17 protein-coding genes and 1 pseudogene are annotated in these 17,863 nt (G+C 68.4%); 9 read left to right on the top strand and 9 right to left on the bottom strand.

The window, feature by feature from the left end:
* Positions 1-119 precede the first annotated feature (119 nt).
* From ACFV4G_RS38635 to ACFV4G_RS38625, 3 genes are all read right to left on the bottom strand, one after another.
* Positions 120-686: a rhodanese-like domain-containing protein gene (locus ACFV4G_RS38635; RefSeq protein ID WP_380447426.1), complete on the bottom strand. Its 567-nt coding sequence runs from the start codon at positions 684-686 to the stop codon at positions 120-122.
* 78 nt (positions 687-764) lie between these two features.
* Positions 765-1,517: a sulfite exporter TauE/SafE family protein gene (locus ACFV4G_RS38630; RefSeq protein WP_380447424.1), complete on the bottom strand. Its 753-nt coding sequence runs from the start codon at positions 1,515-1,517 to the stop codon at positions 765-767.
* Entirely contained in the window at positions 1,514-1,873 is a 360-nt protein-coding gene (locus ACFV4G_RS38625) for a rhodanese-like domain-containing protein (protein WP_380447422.1), read from the bottom strand. The genes ACFV4G_RS38630 and ACFV4G_RS38625 overlap by 4 nt, the downstream gene beginning before the upstream one ends.
* Positions 1,874-2,100: 227 nt before the next feature.
* Between ACFV4G_RS38625 and ACFV4G_RS38620 the strand changes: the two genes are divergently transcribed.
* Positions 2,101-3,477: a rhodanese-like domain-containing protein gene (locus ACFV4G_RS38620; RefSeq protein WP_380447420.1), complete on the top strand. Its 1,377-nt coding sequence runs from the start codon at positions 2,101-2,103 to the stop codon at positions 3,475-3,477.
* 112 nt (positions 3,478-3,589) lie between these two features.
* Here the strand turns inward: ACFV4G_RS38620 and ACFV4G_RS38615 are convergent, their stop codons facing one another.
* Positions 3,590-3,781: a helix-turn-helix domain-containing protein gene (locus ACFV4G_RS38615; RefSeq protein WP_380447418.1), complete on the bottom strand. Its 192-nt coding sequence runs from the start codon at positions 3,779-3,781 to the stop codon at positions 3,590-3,592.
* A gap of 406 nt (positions 3,782-4,187) precedes the next feature.
* Here ACFV4G_RS38615 and ACFV4G_RS38610 point away from each other — a divergent pair, with 406 nt between their 5' ends.
* Entirely contained in the window at positions 4,188-4,802 is a 615-nt protein-coding gene (locus ACFV4G_RS38610) for a hypothetical protein (RefSeq protein WP_380447416.1), read from the top strand.
* Between the two features lie 137 nt (positions 4,803-4,939).
* Here ACFV4G_RS38610 and ACFV4G_RS38605 read toward each other — a convergent pair whose 3' ends face one another.
* Positions 4,940-5,329 carry a hypothetical protein gene (locus tag ACFV4G_RS38605; RefSeq protein ID WP_380447414.1) on the bottom strand — a complete coding sequence of 130 codons (390 nt, stop codon included), beginning with the start codon at positions 5,327-5,329 and terminating at the stop codon, positions 4,940-4,942.
* A gap of 489 nt (positions 5,330-5,818) precedes the next feature.
* A complete protein-coding gene (locus ACFV4G_RS38600; protein ID WP_380447412.1) occupies positions 5,819-6,217 on the bottom strand; it encodes a thioredoxin family protein in 399 nt (132 codons plus the stop codon).
* 83 nt (positions 6,218-6,300) lie between these two features.
* On the opposite strand from ACFV4G_RS38600, the gene ACFV4G_RS38595 reads away from it, so the two are divergent.
* Entirely contained in the window at positions 6,301-6,699 is a 399-nt protein-coding gene (locus ACFV4G_RS38595) for a heavy metal-responsive transcriptional regulator (RefSeq protein WP_380447410.1), read from the top strand.
* A 270-nt stretch (positions 6,700-6,969) separates the two neighbouring features.
* On the opposite strand, the gene ACFV4G_RS38590 is transcribed toward ACFV4G_RS38595, so the two are convergent.
* The 3 genes and pseudogenes from ACFV4G_RS38590 to ACFV4G_RS38580 form a co-directional block, all read right to left on the bottom strand.
* Entirely contained in the window at positions 6,970-7,590 is a 621-nt protein-coding gene (locus ACFV4G_RS38590; protein ID WP_380447408.1) for a class I SAM-dependent methyltransferase, read from the bottom strand.
* Between the two features lie 324 nt (positions 7,591-7,914).
* Positions 7,915-8,154: pseudogene (gene ilvN / locus ACFV4G_RS38585) on the bottom strand (acetolactate synthase small subunit); the annotation flags it as partial.
* Positions 8,151-9,881: an acetolactate synthase large subunit gene (locus ACFV4G_RS38580; protein ID WP_380447406.1), complete on the bottom strand. Its 1,731-nt coding sequence runs from the start codon at positions 9,879-9,881 to the stop codon at positions 8,151-8,153. The gene ACFV4G_RS38580 and the pseudogene ilvN, both read right to left, overlap by 4 nt.
* A 935-nt stretch (positions 9,882-10,816) precedes the next feature.
* Here ACFV4G_RS38580 and ACFV4G_RS38575 point away from each other — a divergent pair.
* The 6 genes from ACFV4G_RS38575 (at position 10,817) to ACFV4G_RS38550 (ending at position 17,765) form a co-directional block, all read left to right on the top strand.
* Positions 10,817-11,653, top strand: a complete 837-nt coding sequence (locus ACFV4G_RS38575) for a sugar phosphate isomerase/epimerase family protein (protein ID WP_380447404.1) — start codon at positions 10,817-10,819, stop codon at positions 11,651-11,653.
* Between the two features lie 48 nt (positions 11,654-11,701).
* Positions 11,702-12,373 carry a cupin domain-containing protein gene (locus ACFV4G_RS38570; protein ID WP_380447402.1) on the top strand — a complete coding sequence of 224 codons (672 nt, stop codon included), beginning with the start codon at positions 11,702-11,704 and terminating at the stop codon, positions 12,371-12,373.
* A 49-nt stretch (positions 12,374-12,422) separates the two neighbouring features.
* Positions 12,423-13,583: an FAD-dependent monooxygenase gene (locus ACFV4G_RS38565; RefSeq protein ID WP_380447400.1), complete on the top strand. Its 1,161-nt coding sequence runs from the start codon at positions 12,423-12,425 to the stop codon at positions 13,581-13,583.
* Between the two features lie 33 nt (positions 13,584-13,616).
* On the top strand, positions 13,617-15,383 hold the full coding sequence (locus ACFV4G_RS38560; protein WP_380447398.1) for an FAD-dependent oxidoreductase: 1,767 nt from the start codon (positions 13,617-13,619) through the stop codon (positions 15,381-15,383).
* Positions 15,384-15,453: 70 nt separating this feature from the next.
* Complete coding sequence (locus ACFV4G_RS38555; RefSeq protein ID WP_380447396.1) at positions 15,454-16,521, top strand: methyltransferase; 1,068 nt, start codon at positions 15,454-15,456, stop codon at positions 16,519-16,521.
* A 29-nt stretch (positions 16,522-16,550) separates the two neighbouring features.
* Positions 16,551-17,765: an MFS transporter gene (locus tag ACFV4G_RS38550; protein WP_380447394.1), complete on the top strand. Its 1,215-nt coding sequence runs from the start codon at positions 16,551-16,553 to the stop codon at positions 17,763-17,765.
* Positions 17,766-17,863: the final 98 nt, after the last annotated feature.

The following is a 17,863-nucleotide window of genomic DNA, read 5'->3' as shown; positions in this document are numbered from 1 at the left end:
ACCCCGGGCCCCGGGGGGCCGGGCGCGGCGCGCCAACGCGCCCCGCCCCGGGGGGGCCCCGAGGCGCCGGGGGCCGGACGGGCGTCGCGGCGGGCGTCAGGGTGGGCGTCTGGCGCGGATCAGCGCCGCAGTGCGGCGAGGGTGTCGTCGAGGGTCGGGGCGCCCGGGCGGGGACGGTTGTGCGGGAGGCGGCCGAGCAGGTTGCCCATCGCGCAGGTGTTGCTCAGGGCCGAGAACACCAGCCCGCCGCCGACCGCCGCCGCGAGCCAGCGGGCGCCCGGGCGGACCAGGTCCGTCAGCATGGCGCCGAGGACCAGCGAGCCTGCCACCAGCCGGACTTGACGGTCCATCGCCCACACCGTGCGGGCTCCCTCCAGCCGGTTCAGCCGGTGGCCGGCGCTCGCCCAGGCGCCGGTGCCGCCGATCACCGGCACGGCCGGGATGCCGGCGGCCGTCAGGCGTTCGACCGCGGTGGTCGCGCGCGGGCCGGACGCGCAGGTGACGGCGAGTTCGCCGCGCGCGGCGGCGTCGCGCAGGGCGGTGAGGGCGTCGTCGAGGCGGTCGAGGGGGATGTTGAGCGCGCCGGGGATGTGGCCGGCGGCGTACTCGCCGGGGGAGCGGACGTCGATGAGGGTGAGTTGCTCCAGGCGGGGGCGGAGCTGCTCGACGGTCAGCGGCGTGGTCATGGGGGCCTTCCAAGGGGGGAGTTGTGTGCGGGGGAGTTGTGCGTGGGGGAGTTGTGTGCGGGGGTCGGAGCGGAGCTTTCAGTGCAGGGCAGTCACGAGCATGAGGCCTGCGACGCCCAACAGCGCGAAGGCGAAGGCCTTCTGGAGTGTCCGGCCGCTGAGGCGGTCGGCGAGCCGCTTGCCGTCCCACGCGCCGAGGATCGCCGCGCCGGTGAAGGGGGCGGCGACGGCCCAGTCGATGGCGGCGGTGGCACCGAGCCGGGGGACGAGGGCGGCCAGGGAGTTGGCGGTGATCACCAGCAGGCTGGTGCCGACCGCCTCGGCCATGGTGAAGGCGAGCACGGACACCAGTGCGGGGACGGCGAGGAAGCCCCCGCCGACGCCGAGCAGCCCGGTGACGGCGCCCAGGCCCGCGCCCGCCGCCGTCGAGCGGGCCGGACCGGCGGCGGAGCGCTCCTCCTCCCCGGCGTCGCGCCGCGGGGCGAGCATCCGCCAGGCGGCGAGCGCGGCCAGCACCGCGAAGGCGGCGGTGAGCAGCGCGGACGGCACGTGCGCGGAGAGCGCCCCGGCCGCGGCGGCGGCCGGCAGTCCGGCGGCGGCGAACAGGGCGCCGGTGCGCCAGCGCACCCGGCCGGCCCGGGCGTGCGCGACCAGGCCGGTCAGTGAGGTGGCGGCGACGATCAGCAGGCTGGCGGTGGTGGCCCGGGCCGGGCTGAAGCCGAGCAGGTAGACCAGCGCGGGCACGGCCAGCATGCTGCCGCCGCCACCCAGGCCGCCGAGCGCGAGGCCGACGACTGCGCCGGCGGCGAGGGCGAGGATCAGGGTGGTCATATGACGAGTCCCGCGTCACCACCCGGCGTGGTCACGGGCAGGCCCGCGTGCGCCCACGCGGTCATGCCGCCGGTGACGTTCAGGACGGTGGCCCCGCGCGCGGTGAGCAGCTCGGCGGCCCGCTGGGAGCGGTTGCCGGAGCGGCAGATCGCGAGGACGGTCCGTCCCTCGAACACGGGCGGGAGCGGCGCGCCCGCGGCGAGGGCGACGAGGGGCAGGTGGACGGCGCCGGGGGCGTGGCCCGCGGCGTACTCGGCCGCGTCGCGGACGTCGAGCAGGACGGCCCCGGCGCTGCGGGCGAGGTCGTGGGCATCCGCGGCGGTGGTCTGCCCGGGGGCGGGCGGCTGTGCGGGCATGGGCTTCTCCAGAGGTGGGTGACTGTGTCGACGGCCCCGTACGGCTCTCGGCGACGGCGGCCGGATCCCCCCTGCGGCTCACCATAGTACCCCCGGGGGTATTATCGAAACCGTTCGGCGATACCCCGCCTGGTATTCGGCCATGGCGGCCCTATGCTGGTAGACATACCGAGGGGGGTATCGAGATCGTCTCGCGGCGCCACTGTCGCGCCGCCCAGGAGGTGCCCGTGTACTTCGCTCAGTTCTACCTCGACTGTCTCTCGCAGGCCTCGTACCTGATCGCCGACGAGGGCACCGGCCGTGCCGTCGTCGTCGACCCGCGCCGGGACGTCGACGAGTACGTCGCCGACGCCGAGGCCCGCGGCTTCACCGTCGAGGCGGTGATCAACACCCACTTCCACGCCGACTTCCTGGCCGGCCACCTGGAGCTGGCCGACCGCACCGGCGCGTGGATCGGCTACGGGCGCCGGGCCGAGACCGAGTACGCCATCCGCCACCTCGCCGACGGCGAGCGGATCACGCTGGGCGACGTCACCCTCCAGATCATGGAGACCCCCGGACACACCCCCGAGTCGATCAGCGTCCTCGTCTACGAGCACGCCGACGACGCCGTCCCGTACGGCGTGCTCACCGGTGACGCCCTGTTCATCGGCGACGTCGGCCGGCCCGACCTGCTCGCCTCCGTCGGGGTCACGGCGGAGGATCTCGGCGCCATGCTCTACGACTCAGTCCACCGCAAGCTCATGGCCCTGCCCGACGACGTCCGGGTCTTCCCCGCCCACGGCGCCGGCTCCGCCTGCGGCAAGAACCTCTCCAGCGAGAAGCAGTCCACCATCGGCGCGCAGCGCCTGACCAACTACGCCTGCCAGTCCATGGACCAGGACGCCTTCGTCCGCATCGTCACCGCCGGCCAGTCCGCGGCCCCCGCCTACTTCGGCCACGACGCAGCCCTCAACCGGCAGGACCACCCGCTGCTCGACCGCACTAACCCCGCCCGCCCCCTGTGCCCCGAAGGCTTCAGGGAGGCCCGCAGCGCGGGCGCTGTCGTCCTCGACGCCCGCAGCCCCCAGGACTTCGGCGCCGGACACCTGCGCGGCGCCATCAACGTCCCCCTCGACGGCCGCTTCGCCGAACAGGCCGGCACCGTCCTCACCCCCGACCGCGACCTTGCGATCATCGCCCCCCAAGACCGCGAGGACGAAGTCGTCACCCGCCTCGCCCGCATCGGCTTCGACCACATCGCCGGCTACCTGCGCAACCCCGCCACCGCCCTGACCGCCCTCGCCGACGACCTCACCCCCGCCAGCCGCCTCACCGCCGACCAACTCTGCTCCGCCCTCGCCGACGAACAGCCCCCCACCGTCCTGGACGTCCGCACCTGCGGCGAACGCGAAACGGGATTCATCGAAGGATCCCTGCACATCCCCCTGGCCGAACTCCCAAGCCGCCTCGACGAGATCCCCACCGACCACCCCCTCGTCATCCACTGCGCCAGCGGCCACCGCTCCTCCATCGCCGCCAGCCTGCTGCGCCACCACGGACACACCGACGTCTCCGACCTCCTCGGCGGCTACGGCGCCTGGCACACCCTCACCGGCAGCTGAGCGGAGGCGCCGGGGCGGGCCACCCGTATGCGACCCGCCGCGAAGGCCCTGGCTGCGGAAAACGCGCGAGGGGTCAGCCCTCACGGGCACACCCCTCGCCGCCGCCATGGACCTACCCTCCGGATAGCCGCTGCTGTCGCACCCAGGCCTGAACCTCGGACACCTTGAACTGCAACTTCGCGTTCGGACCGGCACCGAACCGATAAGGAACCAGCCCCACACGCTGCGCCTCGCGATACACCCACGCAACGGACATGTTCGGATACTCGGCAGTCTGCCTGACGCTCATGAACTGCTCGGACACGGCTTCTCCTCGGTGGCCAGGTGGATCCAGCGGACCCCGAATATCAGCGACAACGCACGATCTGGTTGCGCTGTAACCACGTGGGAGCGAAGCCATCCCGGCGGCACTGTCGGGCGGTCAGGGCGATGCCCGAGCGTGTCAGCCAACGGAGTACCTCAGGCCGGCTCGTATCACCGGTGCGCGGTGGAGAGCGGGCCGCCGAAGGCGGGTTCGAAGGCGTTCGGGGTTGCCTTCGAGGGGGTCGTCCATCGCGCGGCCGGCCCCGGTCGGGCCGAGTGCCATGCAGACGCACTTCAGCGCGGCCCGGGTGAGTTTTCGGGGTTTCGGTGGCGTACGACCGGGGACTGCGGGATCCTCGTTCCCCGTCCCCGAAGAGGGCGGGGCAGAAGGTCGTTGGAGGAATGCCATGAGTGAGCGGGAGACGTGGTCGACGGACGAGTTCGGCGCCCTGCATACGGGTGAGGTCGGAGTGCTCCTGGCCGACGGCACCGTTCCGCGCCCAGTCATCTACGACACGAGTAGCAGTGGGGCAGCGCACTCCGTTTCGCACTGGAGCGTCTACGACGGGACTCTCCGTGCGCCGCGGGCGCACGCGCTGCGCGGGGTGTGCTCCTGTGGGTGGACGGGCCCTGAGCGCCTGCTGGAATGGGACGAGACCGATGACCCGAAACTGGGCCGCGCGCGCGTCAACGTGGCGATCCACTGCGAGAGCGACTGGTGGGACATGCACCTTGTCGAGGTGGAGGCGTCCGCGGTGCCTCTGCCCGAGACGATCACCGACCTGCTGAGCCGGCTGGGAGAGGAGATCGAGAAACTGGGGCACACCCAACCGCTGGCGGCCGTACGCGCGGCCCGCAAGCTGGAGATTACCGCCGGGGACGTCGCCCTCTGGCCCGCCCGCAATGCCTGGAACGACAACAGCACCGTACAGATCGCCGCTGCCCTTGGTCTCAACGAAGCCGACGCCCGCCATCTGCTGCACCGCTACAGCCGCTACAGCCGCCACAACCCCTACACCTGATATCTCCGCGCCCGGCCATCGGCCGACCGGGGCCCGCGCCAGGTGGGCCCCACGCTCACCCGGGCAGCGAGCGGACGGGGGGCGCTTCATGGCGAGCGAGGGATCGCGCTCAGCAGCCGGTGATGACGATCGGCCCTTCAGACCGTGAACCACTCCTTGCCCTCGGCGGAGCTGTACGCCAGGACGATGATGCCCGCGATCGCCATGCCGGCCAGCGAGATGATCGAGCCGGAGAAGAGCTGTCTCACGCCGGCGACGATCGTGAGCCACTCGATCACCAGCACGGTCTTCCGGGTCCACCGGGCCCCACCCGGCGCCAGGGCCGCGCAGGTGCCGAGCAGGACGCCGATCAGGATCGAGAGGAAGGCGATGAACGTCACCAGGACGAGACCGTCACCGTGCCGGCCGTGAATCAGTGCGAGTAGGAAGATCCCAGCGGCGACGTTGATGACGGCGTGCAGCCAGACCCCCGCTACCACCCACTTGAGTGATGTCGGCATCCGCTCGTCCGCCAACTGGTTCGTCATCGGTGACCACCCCCGGATCGTCGGTGCGGCCGGGGCCGGTGGCCGGGCCGTAGGGGAGAGGATCCGGGTGGCCGGGTCTGCCGTCAATGGCCACGTCCGCCTCCCTTTCTCCGGTTGGCCCAAAGCTTTCGACACTCCGATGGGCAGGTTATGTTGACGAAGAATCAGGTGATCCCCTTTGTCCAGTGGCACTCTGGATGCGGAGGTTGGTGAATCGCCCTCCGGCAGCGCAGCCGGGTCGCGGCGCTGCGGTTGGTGGTGTAGCTGCTGGAGAGCATCTGCCGGGCCGCGTACCGAAGGGCGCGGTTGTCGGCGTGTTCGGCGCGAACGTGGGAGCGGGATGCCTGTTCGAAGGTCCGTGTCGCGGCCAGGAGCTGGGTCCTGGTGTCGGCAGGTGCGCGGACGGCGATCACGTCGAGGATCTCGATCTCGCGGGCAGCCGGGCTGAGGACGCGCGCGCACTGCCTGCTGGACGGCGCGCAGGCCGCCCTACGTCGGGGCCAGTCTCCCGCGCCCGGCACGGCCGGTCGGATCCAGTACGTCGACGTCCTCCACCGCAGCCGTTTCCGTCACCGGGGCGACGGGCTGCCCGGCGTCCTCCAGGGCCCGCCGCAGGTCGGCGACGCTCGGGGCGCCGGCTATGCGGCCTTCGGCGTCGCGGTACAGGCGGCAGGACACACTCGCGGGCGCACCGGACACGGCGAAGGGGTCCACCCCGTCCAGCAGCACGGTGGGCGAGCCGGTCATCCCCCATCGTTCCGCTTGCGCGGTGTCGGTGACCTCGACGAACTCCACCGCTGCCTCCCGCTCGCCGAGCGCGGCCGTCAGCCGCCGCTCGACCACGGGCGCGTTCGGGCAGTCGGGAACCGTCAGTACCCGGATTCGCATCGCGCCGTCCTCCCAGCTCACGCGTCCTGCTGCCGAGGCTAGACCTTCCACTGCACTGGAAGGTCAAGACGTAGGCTGGAGGCATGCGCATCGGCGACCTCGCGGCCGGCAGCGGCCTGACGGCCAAGACCATCCGCTTCTACGAGCAGGCCGGGCTGTTGCCCGACCCTCCCCGCACCCAGGGCGGATACCGGGACTACCCGCCCCGGGCCGCGGACCGGCTCGGCTTCATCCGCCAGGCCCAGGCCGCCGGGCTCACCCTCGCCGAGATCCGCTCGATCCTGGAGCTGCGCGACGGCGGCGATGCGCCCTGCACCCACGTCGCCGGCCTCATCCAGCAGCACCTCGCCGACATCGAGCACCGCCTGGCGGAGTTGCGCAAGACCCGTGCGGCGCTGCGCGAGCTGGCCGAGCGTGCAGCAGACACCGATCCGGCCGCCTGCACGGAGAGCGCCATCTGCACCATCCTCAACCACACGTAGGCCGTCCACCGAGGCCCTCGCCCCGGAGAAGCACGACCATGCCGACACCGGGGCTCAAACCTCGCGGCCTTGTTCGGCGCGATCCCACGCGGCGCGCAGCGACTCCGCCAGGCGTTGGGGTTCGAATCGGTGGGGCGGGCCGAAGTGGTGCCGGTCTTCGAACGTCCCGAGTTGGAAGTCCGGGACCACCTTCGCCAGCCGGACTGCCACTTCCCTCGTAGTCGTCGGGGTGGCGCGGCCGTTCGAGCCCGTTGTCTCCGGGGAATGACGCTAGGCAGCCACGGCGGTCCCGAGGGAGTCGGCGCCGATGGACTTCGGGCCGCCCTTCTCGTAGAAGACGTCGAGGCTGGTGATGGTGAAGCCGGCGCCGGTGAGCATGTCGACGATCGGCCGGGTCAGATGGCATCCGTCGAAGAGCCGCTCCTGCAGGGGTTCGAGACGTTGCTGCCAGCGCACGACCTTCTCGTCGGGGGCCCGTCCGTGCTCGACGAAGTGCAGGGTCCCTCCGGGCTTCAGCACGCGCCGCACCTCGCGCAGGGCGGTGTCGGCGTCCGGGATGGTGCAGAGCGTCCAGGTCGACAGCGCGGCGTCGTGGGTGTGGTCCGCGAAGGGCAGCGACTGGCCGTCCAGTCCCGCTCGCTGCACGGGGACGGTCGTCGCCGCGAGCCGCTTGCCCGCCAGCTTCCAGCCGACGTCGGACGGCTCGACCGCGTCCACCCTGGTGACCGCCGCCGGGTAGAAGGGAACGTTGAGCCCGGAGCCGAACCCGATCTCCAGGACCTCGCCCTCCAGCCCCTCGCAGACCCGGCGTCGCAGCTCTTCGGCCTCCTTCATCCCGCAGAGGACGTTGATGATCCGCGGGACGACCTGCTCGCCGTAGAACCCCATCATGGCCTCCGTCGCTCAGGATTGCGGCCGTCCCCCGACCGGGACGACGGCACCACTGGAGAACTGGATGCCCAGTCCCCGCCGGCTCACGCACGCGCTCGACAAGAGAGTGTCTCGGTCGCGGACCCTTGACACCACCCACGCCTGATCGCAGCCACTTCGGTACCGGGGAGCGCCCAGGCACTCCCCACAGCGCCTGTCTCCGGTCATGCCGCTGCCTTCCGCGCCCGTGGGAAGGCAGGGCGCGGAAGGCAGTTTTCGACGGGGTGAGTGCTACGTCCCCGGCGTGGCTCAGTTCGTCACTGATGCGTACACGGCCTCCAGCTGCGCACGGTCGACCTCCGTGACGCTCAGCACGTTGATGAGCTTGTCGAGCTGCTTGGTCACCTGCTCCAGTGCCGTGTCGTCCGCGTTGACCACGAGGGTGACCCGGGAGAAGCCGCGCTCCTCGGCCGGGACGACGGCGAGGGAGTCGATGTTGAAGCCGCGCCGGCTGAAGAGGGCGGTGATCCGGGTGAGCGCGCTGGGCTTGTCCTCGACGAGGACCGACAACGTGTGCTTGCTCATGAGTTGTCACTCTCCCACTTCGGAGTCATGTCCCGGGCGATCATGATGTCGTCGTTGCTGGTCCCGGAGGGGACGAAGGGCCAGACCATCGCGTCCTCGTGGACCACGAAGTCGATGACCACCGGCACGTCGTTGATCTCCATCGCCTTGGCGATCGTGTCGTCCACGTCCTCGGGCCGGGTGCACCGCAGACTGACGCAGCCGTAGGCCTCCCCGAGCTTCACGAAGTCGGGGACGCGCTGGGCCGTCTGCAGATCGCTGTTGGAGTACCGCTCGCCGTAGAACAGCCCCTGCCACTGGCGGATCATGCCGAGGTTGCCGTTGTTGATGACCGCGACCTTGATCGGCACACCTTCGACCGTGCAGGTGGCCAGCTCCTGATTGGTCATCTGGAAGCAGCCGTCCCCGTCGATCGCCCAGACCACGGTGTCCGGCCGGCCCATCTTGGCGCCCATCGCGGCGGGCACGGCGAAACCCATCGTGCCCAGGCCGCCGGAGGTGATGAAGGAGCCGGGCTTCTCGAAGCCGATGAACTGGGACGCCCACATCTGGTGCTGGCCGACGCCGGCCACGTAGAGGGCGTCCGGCCCGACGAGGGAGCCGAGCCTCTCCAGGACGTACTGCGGAGCCAGCGAGCCGTCCGCGAAGTCCTCGTACCCCAGCGGGTAGGTCTCCTTCAGCCCGTCGAGCAGCGCGCGCCACTTGACGTAGTCACCGGGGCGGTCGATCGCGTGGACGAGGGCGCCGATGACCTCCTTGCAGTCACCCACGATCGGCACGTCCGCCACCCGGTTCTTGGAGATCTCCGCCGGGTCGATGTCCGCGTGGATGACCTTGGCCCGCGGTGCGAACGACGCCAGCTGCCCGGTGACCCGGTCGTCGAACCGCACGCCCAGGGCGATGAGCAGGTCCGACTTCTGCAGTGCGCCCACCGCCGGGACGCTGCCGTGCATGCCTGGCATCCCCATGTGGAGCGGGTGGTCGTCGGGGAAGGTGCCCCTGGCCATCAGCGTGGTGACGACCGGAATGCCGGTCAGCTCCGCCAGGCTGAGCAGTTCCGCCGAGGCGCCGGCCTTGTGCACGCCGCCGCCGACGTACAGCACCGGGCACTCGGCCTCGGAGATCAGCCTGGCCGCTTCCTGGATCTGCTTGGCGTGCGGCCGGGTGACCGGCCGGTAGCCCGGCAGCTGCGTCGTCGGTTCCCAGTGGAATTCGGTGCGGGCCTGCAACGCGTCCTTGGAGATGTCGACCAGTACCGGACCGGGCCGGCCCGTGGAGGCGATGTGGAAGGCGTCCGCGATGGCGCGCGGGATGTCGTCGGCGTCGGTCACCAGGAAGTTGTGCTTGGTGATCGGAAGGGTGATGCCGCAGATGTCGGCTTCCTGGAAGGCGTCCGTGCCGATCATGCTGCTCGACACCTGGCCGGTGATGGCCACCATCGGGATGGAGTCCATGTACGCGTCGGCGATCGGGGTGACCAGGTTGGTGGCGCCCGGCCCGGAGGTGGCCATGCAGACACCGACCTTGCCGGTCGCCTGGGCGTACCCCTCCGCCGCGTGTCCGGCGCCCTGCTCGTGCCGCACCAGTACGTGGCGGATCTTGCTCGAATCGTAGAGCGCATCGTAGGCGGGCAGGATCTGGCCGCCCGGAAATCCGAACACGGTGTCGACTCCGGCGTGCTCCAAAGCCCTGACCAGAGCTTGAGCACCTGTCATCTGTTCGGTCATCTGCTCGTTCCTGTTGACTTGGCTCGAATGCTGGGCGTGCCTGCTGACCCGAGTTGTGCTGAGGGGAATGACGCCCGTTCGCAAGGCTGATTCGAAGGGCAGCGCGCAGCACCCGGCAGTTCCCGGACCGTGAGTCCGGGAAGTACGACGAGGTGGCGCGCTAAGAGCGGTGTCGGGTGACGACAACGCGCCCAGCGGCTCCGAGGGATCAGAACTCCCGTCGGAGCAGAGCAAGTCCGTTCGTGACGGCCCAAGCAAGTTCCCGCAGCAAGCCGCGAGAAGGTTCGGCCGCAGCCTAACTTCCCGCCGTGTGGCGGTGCAAGTCCCACGGGCTCTGGCCAGCCACTCCGTCCCGTCGGCCGACAGTCGGTCAGATCTGCTCGGCCGTCACGCAGTTGGCACTGCCGCGACCTGTTCGAGAACCCCCGCCGGCCACCGCGTCGACGGACGTGCTGTCCGTGCCCGCGCCGACATTACTGACGAAGCGTCAGTCGACACACCTTGGCCCACCAACCCCCGGAGCCGACAACATCGCCCAAACCACCCGACCGATCCGCGACAACCCCGACTGAGCACTCCCACTCCTGGGTATCACCGACAATCCAGACACCAGCGGATCTTGACCGAGTCATGCCTTGCGCCGGCCACCTGGGTGAATTAACTTTGCGATGCATCGGCGTTGGGGGGATCTGACGTCGCCGCCCCCGGGGCCCACCCGCAGCCCGCACCGGGACCGTCACGAATGTCTTACTCAAGGCCACGGCCTCGGGCAGCTTCCCATCAGCTGCGCCGTGCGTTCCATGGACGCCCTTGGCCTTCCGCTTCGCTGCCGAGGACGGCTGCACCCGGATGACCCTCAATGCTCCACGCGACGGCAGAAGCAGTTATCGACCTGCACTGTGACGTGTCATTCCGCTATCAAGGGGGAAGCGAAGTTGGACTACGGTATTGCCACCGTCACCTTAGGTGGCGCCCTGCCGGACAAAATCAAGGCAATCGCCGACGCCGGCTTTTCCGGTTTCGAATTAATGGAATGGGACCTGCAAGGATCCTCGGTGTCCGCCGCCCGGGCCATGGCGGACGATCTCGGCCTGAAAATCCTGAACTATCAGCCGCTCAGGGACTTCGAAGGCGGCCCCAGGGACCAGCTGGTGCCCAAGCTGGACCGGATCGAGCGGATCTTCGACCGCATGGAGCAGCTGAGGACGAGCACGCTGCTCCTGTGCAGTAACGTCACCGACGTTTCGGACCTCGACGACGGTGCCGTCGCCGATGACCTGGCGCGCTTGGGCGAACGGGCCGCGGCCAGAGGGTTTTCGATCGGCTACGAAGCCCTGTCCTGGGGCATACGCGTCAACACGTTCCGCCAGGCCTGGAGAATGATCGAGCGTTCCGGTGCCGGCAACATCGGTCTGGTGCTGGACAGCTTTCACACTCTTGCCCTGGACGACCCTTTCGAGGACCTGGCCGACGTGCCCGCCGATCGCATCACGCTGATACAGGTGTCGGACGCTCCCCGGATGGACCTGGATGTGAAGTCCTGGAGCCGGCACCACCGCTGTCTGCCGGGCGAGGGGGATTTCGACGTAGCCGCGTTCCTGGCGCCCGTGCTGGCCAACGGCTACGACGGCCCGATTTCACTCGAGATATTCAACGATCATTACAAGGCGCTGCCTCCTGCGCCGCTGGCACGGCACGGCATGACCGCGTTGCGCGACGTCACGTCGGCGGCGATGAATCCGGCAACCAGGGCAGCGACTACGAGCCCGTGATGCTACGACGGCATGTGAAATCCGGCACTTCCTGAGAAGAAAGGAAACATGGTGAGCGTAGATTACGAGGTGTTCGAGTTCCCGGAGGTCAAGCCCGGCCCGGAGAAGCCGTTGGTGCTCGGCCCGGCCGGCGAGGTCTTCAACTTCGTGCAGACCGGCGAGAGCAACGGCGGCAAGTACCTGTTCTCCAAACTGACCGTACCGCCGCACGTCGGCCCGCCGCCGCACATCCATCACCGCACCGATGAATGGTTCTATGCGCCGAACGGCGGATTCAGCATCTTCATGGGGCCCAACGAGTTCCCCGACCTGGACATCACGCCGGGCGATGGTGCCGACAAGGAAACGGTCACCATGCTGCCGATGCGCCCGAAGGAGCTGCTCTACGTTCCGCGCAACTACGTGCACGGTTTCGTCAACACCAGCGGCGTGAACCAGGAGATGTGGCTGGTCTGGTCGCCGGACACGCCCGAGAGCTCGATACTCCCGTATTTCATGAACGCGGGCAAGGTCGTGACCAGCAAGGAAGAGCTCACGGAGCCGGATTTTCTGTCCCGCATTCGCCTTGTCTCGATGGCCCGCAACTACGGCATTAATCAGAGTGCCGACTTCTGGGATTTCGTCAAGGACGTCGTCGAAGACCGGCCCGCGTGGCTGCCGAGCGACCGGCGCGCGACGCTGCTGAACCTGATCCACGATGAGATCGAGGCCCAGGCGTAGTTTCACGCCGTCGAGTCCGGGAGAAATCGCATGAAGGGTCGAGAGCCCCATGGGAATCGGTAGAAAGGATTCCATCGCCATTGTTGGCGGCGGATTGGGCGGAGCCGCGACCGCGGCGTTGCTGCAGCAGGCCGGCCATTCCGTGACGGTATTCGAGCAGGCGCAGAAGTTCGAGCCCGCCGGCGCCGGGATCCATCTGACTCCCAATGTGATGCGCATCTTGGGCCACATGGGGATCGGTGCCGCACTCGTCAGGTCCGGATGCCGGCCCGAATCATTCACCAGCCGGAACCTGGTGTCGAATTCCGTCAGGTGCGCGCTGCCGCTCGGTGACCGGGCGGAGGAGCGGTACGGAGCTCCCTATCTCACCGTCGGCCGCGGCGTTCTCCACCGAGAACTGATCAATGCCCTGCGGCCTGGCAGCGTGCGGTACGGCAAGCGACTGGTCGGGGTCGATGACTGCGGTGAGGCGGTGCGGATGCGCTTTGCCGATGGAAGCACCGCCGAAGCCTCCTGCGTCATCGGTGCCGATGGTCTGGGTTCTCAGGTCCGTGAAGTGATGTACGGCGCTGAGCGTCCCAGTTTTTCCGGCCAGATCGCGTACCGGGCGATAGTGCCCGCAGGCACTCGAATCCCTGTCGACAGGCGGTGCATCACCAAGTGGTGGGCTGACGACAGCTTTGTCATCGGCTACCCGATCGATTCCCAGAGCGACGACTACTACTTCGTCGCCGGCATGGCGGCCGATGCGTGGACGCATCCGCAGTCCTGGGTCGACGGCGACAAGGACGAGATGCTGGAGGCCTTCACCGGCTCTTGCGATGAAGTCCTCGGTCTGCTGAACGCGGCCGAATCCTTGAGCAAGTGGCCGCTCTTCGAGCGTCCGCCGTTGCAGGAATGGGGCCGAGGGCGAATCGCGCTCCTGGGCGACGCCTGTCATCCCATGAGGCCGCACATGGCCCAAGGGGCGGCCATGGCCATCGAGGACGGCGTGCTGCTGCTGCGCTGTCTCGAAGCCGAGGACGAGATCGAGGAAGCGTTCCGACGTTACGCCGAGAATCGCAGGCAGCGTACCGGTCGGATCCAAGCCGTGTCGGCCGAGAACTCGTGGCTCAAGGAGCCCGAAGACCCGGCCTGGGTCTTCGGCCATGACGCGATGACCATTGATCTGGTACCGCGCCGGCGGTCCAGCAGCCTCACCGTCACATGAAACGGTTGATCATGAATTCGGGGGACATTCCACGTGTACGACACTGAGGTCCTGATCGTCGGGAGCGGTCCGGCGGGGTCATCCGCAGCACTGATGCTGAGCACTCTCGGCATCGACAACCTCGTGATCACGAAGCACCGCTGGCTTGCCGACAGTCCGCGTGCGCATTACAAGAACCAGCGCACGATGGAGATCTTCCGAGACCTGGACGTGGCAGACGAAATTCTTGCCAAGGCCTCGCCCAAAGAGGTGATGGGCAATGTCGTCTTCTGCACCAGCCTGGTAGGCGATGAACTGGGTCGACTGCCCTACGGCGCCAACAGACCGCAACGGCAGAGCGACTACGCGTCGGCCAGCCCCGCCGAACACTGCGACCTGCCGCAGAACCTGCTCGAACCCATCCTGTTGTCCAATGCCGCCGAGCGCGGCAGTCACGTGCGATTCGACACGCAATTCCTGCGGCTCGAGCAGGACGAGCACGGTGTCACCGCGCACGTCCTGGACAGATTGAAGGGCGAGCCCTACCAGATCCGGGCCAAGTACCTGATCGGGGCGGACGGCGGCAACAGTCTCGTGGCGGAGCAGATCGGCCTCCCCATGGAAGGCGGCATGGGGCTCGCCGGCAGCATCAGCATCATTTTGCAGGCGGACCTCTCCCACCTCGTGGCACACCGTCCCGGCTATCTCTGGTGGATCATGCAGCCGGGGGCCAATGTCGGGGGCATCGGCATGGGCCTGCTTCGCATGGTCAGGCCGTGGAACGAGTGGCAGATCGTGTGGGGCTACGACATGAGCGCGGGCGAGCCCGATGTCTCCGAAATCGACGCGGTCGGCATCGCCCGTCAACTGATCGGCGACGACTCGGTGGACATCACCATACGCTCGGTCTCGACGTGGACCGTGAATCAGATGTACGCCACGAAGTACTCCCAGGGGCGGGTGTTCTGTATGGGCGATGCGGTGCACCGTCATCCGCCGTCCAACGGCCTGGGCTCGAACACGTCGATTCAGGACGCCTACAATCTGACGTGGAAGATGGCCATGGTTCTGAAGGGGCAGGCTTCGGACCGGCTGCTGCGTACGTACGACCAGGAACGCGCGCCGATCGGCAAGCAGATCGTCGAACGTGCGAACAAGAGCATCGAGGAGTTCGGCGGAATCTTCTCCGCACTCGGACTGGACGCGAACCTGGACGCGGACCGGATGCGCGCCAACATGTCCGTCCTGAAGGAGGCCTCCGCGGCGGGCGCCGCACAACGCAAAATGCTGCGTGAGGCCATCGAGCTCAAATCCTATGAGTTCGCCACGCAAGGCGTCGAACTCAATCAGCGCTATGAATCCGACGCGGTCCGCCCGGACGGCACGGCGGAGCCCGCATGGCTGCGCGATCCCGAACTCTACTACCAGGCGTCCAGTCGGCCCGGCGCGCGCCTGCCGCATGCGTGGCTCAACCGGCAGGGTACGCAGGTTTCGAGCCTGGACGTGGTGGGCAAGGGGAAATTCACCTTGCTGACGGGGCTGAACGGGCAGATTTGGTTCGATGTCGCCAAGCGCCTTTCGGACAAGTTGAACATCGAGATTGCTGCGCATGTGATCGGCCCCGGCCATGCCGTGCAGGATCTCTACGGCGATTGGGCGGATGTCTCGGAGGTGCCGGAGGACGGCTGTCTGCTGGTGCGGCCGGATGCATTCGTCGCCTGGCGCAAGGCGGATTCCACTGCGGCCGAGGACTCGCTGCACGCTGCCCTGCGCGAGATTCTCGGGCTGGGTTCGGAAGAGCAGACGATCGGGATGGGCTGATTCGCCCTGGCGACGAGTGGGCCTCAGTGGCTTGTCCAGGCATGGCGATGAACGAGTAGAAGAGGTGCGTATGACTGTCCAGACGTCCTTCCCGGAGGAGCCCTCTGTGCGCGAAGATGCCGAGGTCGAGGCACCGGCGGCCGACAGCATCCGGAGGATGCAGGAACTGATTCGCGGCATGGCGGTCACGCAGATGATCGCCGCGGCCTGCGAAGTCGGACTGCCCGATGCGGTGGCCGGCGACGGAACTTCGCTGACTTCTCTGTCCGAGCGACTGAAGGTCGATGCGGACGTCCTGACTCGGCTTGCCCGAGCACTGTCGTCCCATGGCATATTCGAGGTCGAGGCGGACGGCGGAATCCGCCACAACGAGGCCTCGCGCCTGCTGAGGACCACGACGGCCGGCCCCTCGCTCCACTGGGCTGCACGATTCTGGGCGATGCCGGGCATCTGGCGGTCCTGGGGGGCGCTGGGTCATTGCGTCGTCACCGGCGAGGAAGCGTTCTCGCATGTCAATGATCAGGACTTCTTCTCGTACATGAACGGAAGTCCTGAAGAGGAAGCGCTCTATCAGCGTTACATGGCAAGCGGTTATCCGGGGCGCTATGCGGCGATCGCCGATGTGCTCACCGTGGCTCCGGGTGAACGGGTGATCGACGTCGGTGGGGGAACCGGCAGCCTGGCGCGGGCGATTCTCGAGCGGAACCCGGACGCGCACGCGGTGGTGTACGACCAGGCCAGCGTGATTTCGGCCGGGCCCGGGGCCTCCGGAAACGATCGACTCAGCACGCAGGAGGGTAGTTTCTTCGACGAGGTGCCGCCGGGAGGAGACGTCTACGTCCTGTCGTGGATTCTTCACGACTGGCCGGACGAGAAGGCGGAGTCCATTCTTCGCAACTGCCGCAAGGCGATGGATGCCGGCGCCCGGCTCGTTGTCGTGGACCGCGTGCTGCAGGAGGCGCCGCAGGAGTGCGATCCGCTCGACCTTGTGCTGGATCTGCAAATGCTGGTATTGCATGGAGGGCGTGAGCGCACACTGGACGACTTCGAGAGACTTCTGAAAGCGGCGGGCTTCTCCGCTCCGCAGGTACTGTCCGCCCGTCCGGAGTTTTCGGTCATCCAGGCACGTGCCGTGTAAACGTCGAGTCCCTATGTATCGAGAGAACGATGAAAACTGAGAGCGCAACCAGCCGAACGTCGAACCCGAGCATCTCGCGCGGGCTGACCTTCCTGATCGCCCTGGCCTGCGGCGCGGTCGCGGCCAACATCTATTACGCGCAGCCCGTGGTGGGTCTGATCGGCCCCGACGTGGGTCTGAGCGCGAGTGCCTACAGCCTTGTCGTGACCCTCACCCAGATCGGCTACGGCGTCGGCCTCATCGTGCTGGTTCCGTTGGGCGACATCTTCGAGAACCGCCGCCTGATCACGGTCACCCTGGTGGCCTGCATGGCGGCGCTCCTGGGTGGGGCCGTCGCATCGAACGCCGCTGTGTTCCTTGCCACTTCGCTGGTCATCGGTCTGAGTTCGGTCGTGGTGCAGATGCTGGTGCCCTTCGCGGCACACCTCGCCCCGGACGAAACCCGTGGGCAGGTCGTCGGCAACGTCATGAGCGGCCTGCTGATGGGAATCCTGCTCGCACGGCCCATTTCCAGTATGACGACCGACCTGCTCGGCTGGCGTGCGGTGTTCGCCATCTCCGCCGGACTGATGCTGGTGCTTGCCGTGACCTTGCGCTCGGTCCTTCCGGAACGGAAGCCGAGCACGTCCGTCCACTACCTGGTGTTGCTGCGGTCGATGGGTCAGCTGCTCGTCCGCACGCCGATCCTGCGGCGACGGGCGTTCTACCACGCCTTGCTGTTCGGGGCGTTCAGTCTGTTCTGGACCGCCGTGCCGCTGATCCTGGCGAGCCCGGAGTGCGGACTGAGCCAGGTCGACATCGCCCTGTTCTCCCTGGCGGCGGTGGCAGGAGCCTTCGTCGCGCCGATCGCGGGCCGGGTGGCCGACCGTGGTCTGACGAAGCCTGCGACGGCCTTTGCGATCCTGACCGTCGTGGCCTGTTTCCTCCTGGTGTTCGCGAGTGGCGGACACGTTGTCGCGGTCCTGTTCGTCGCGGCGCTCCTGCTCGACGTCGGGATCTCGTGCAACCTGGTGCTGGGGCAGCGTTCGATCTTCGCGCTGGGGGCGGAGATCCGCAGTCGGCTGAACGGCCTCTACATGGCGATCTTCTTCTGTGGAGGTGCGGTCGGGTCGGCCGTGGCCAGCGTGGTGTACGCGACGTACGGTTGGACGGGCATCGCATGGTGCGGCATCGCCTTCCCGCTGGTGGCGCTCCTCTACTTCCTGACGGAGATGGTGCCGGGGCGTCCCGCGACGGCTGAGTGATCCGGAGGCCACGACGGGGCCCCCCCGGGGGGGGGCCCCCCGCGGGGGGAGCGGCCGCGGCCCCCCCACCCCCCCCCCCCACCGCCCCCCCCCCACGC

Source organism: Kitasatospora sp. NPDC059747 (assembly GCF_042732955.1).
Taxonomy (GTDB): Bacteria; Actinomycetota; Actinomycetes; order Streptomycetales; family Streptomycetaceae; genus Kitasatospora.
This window is presented reverse-complemented; position numbering and strand designations above follow the sequence as displayed.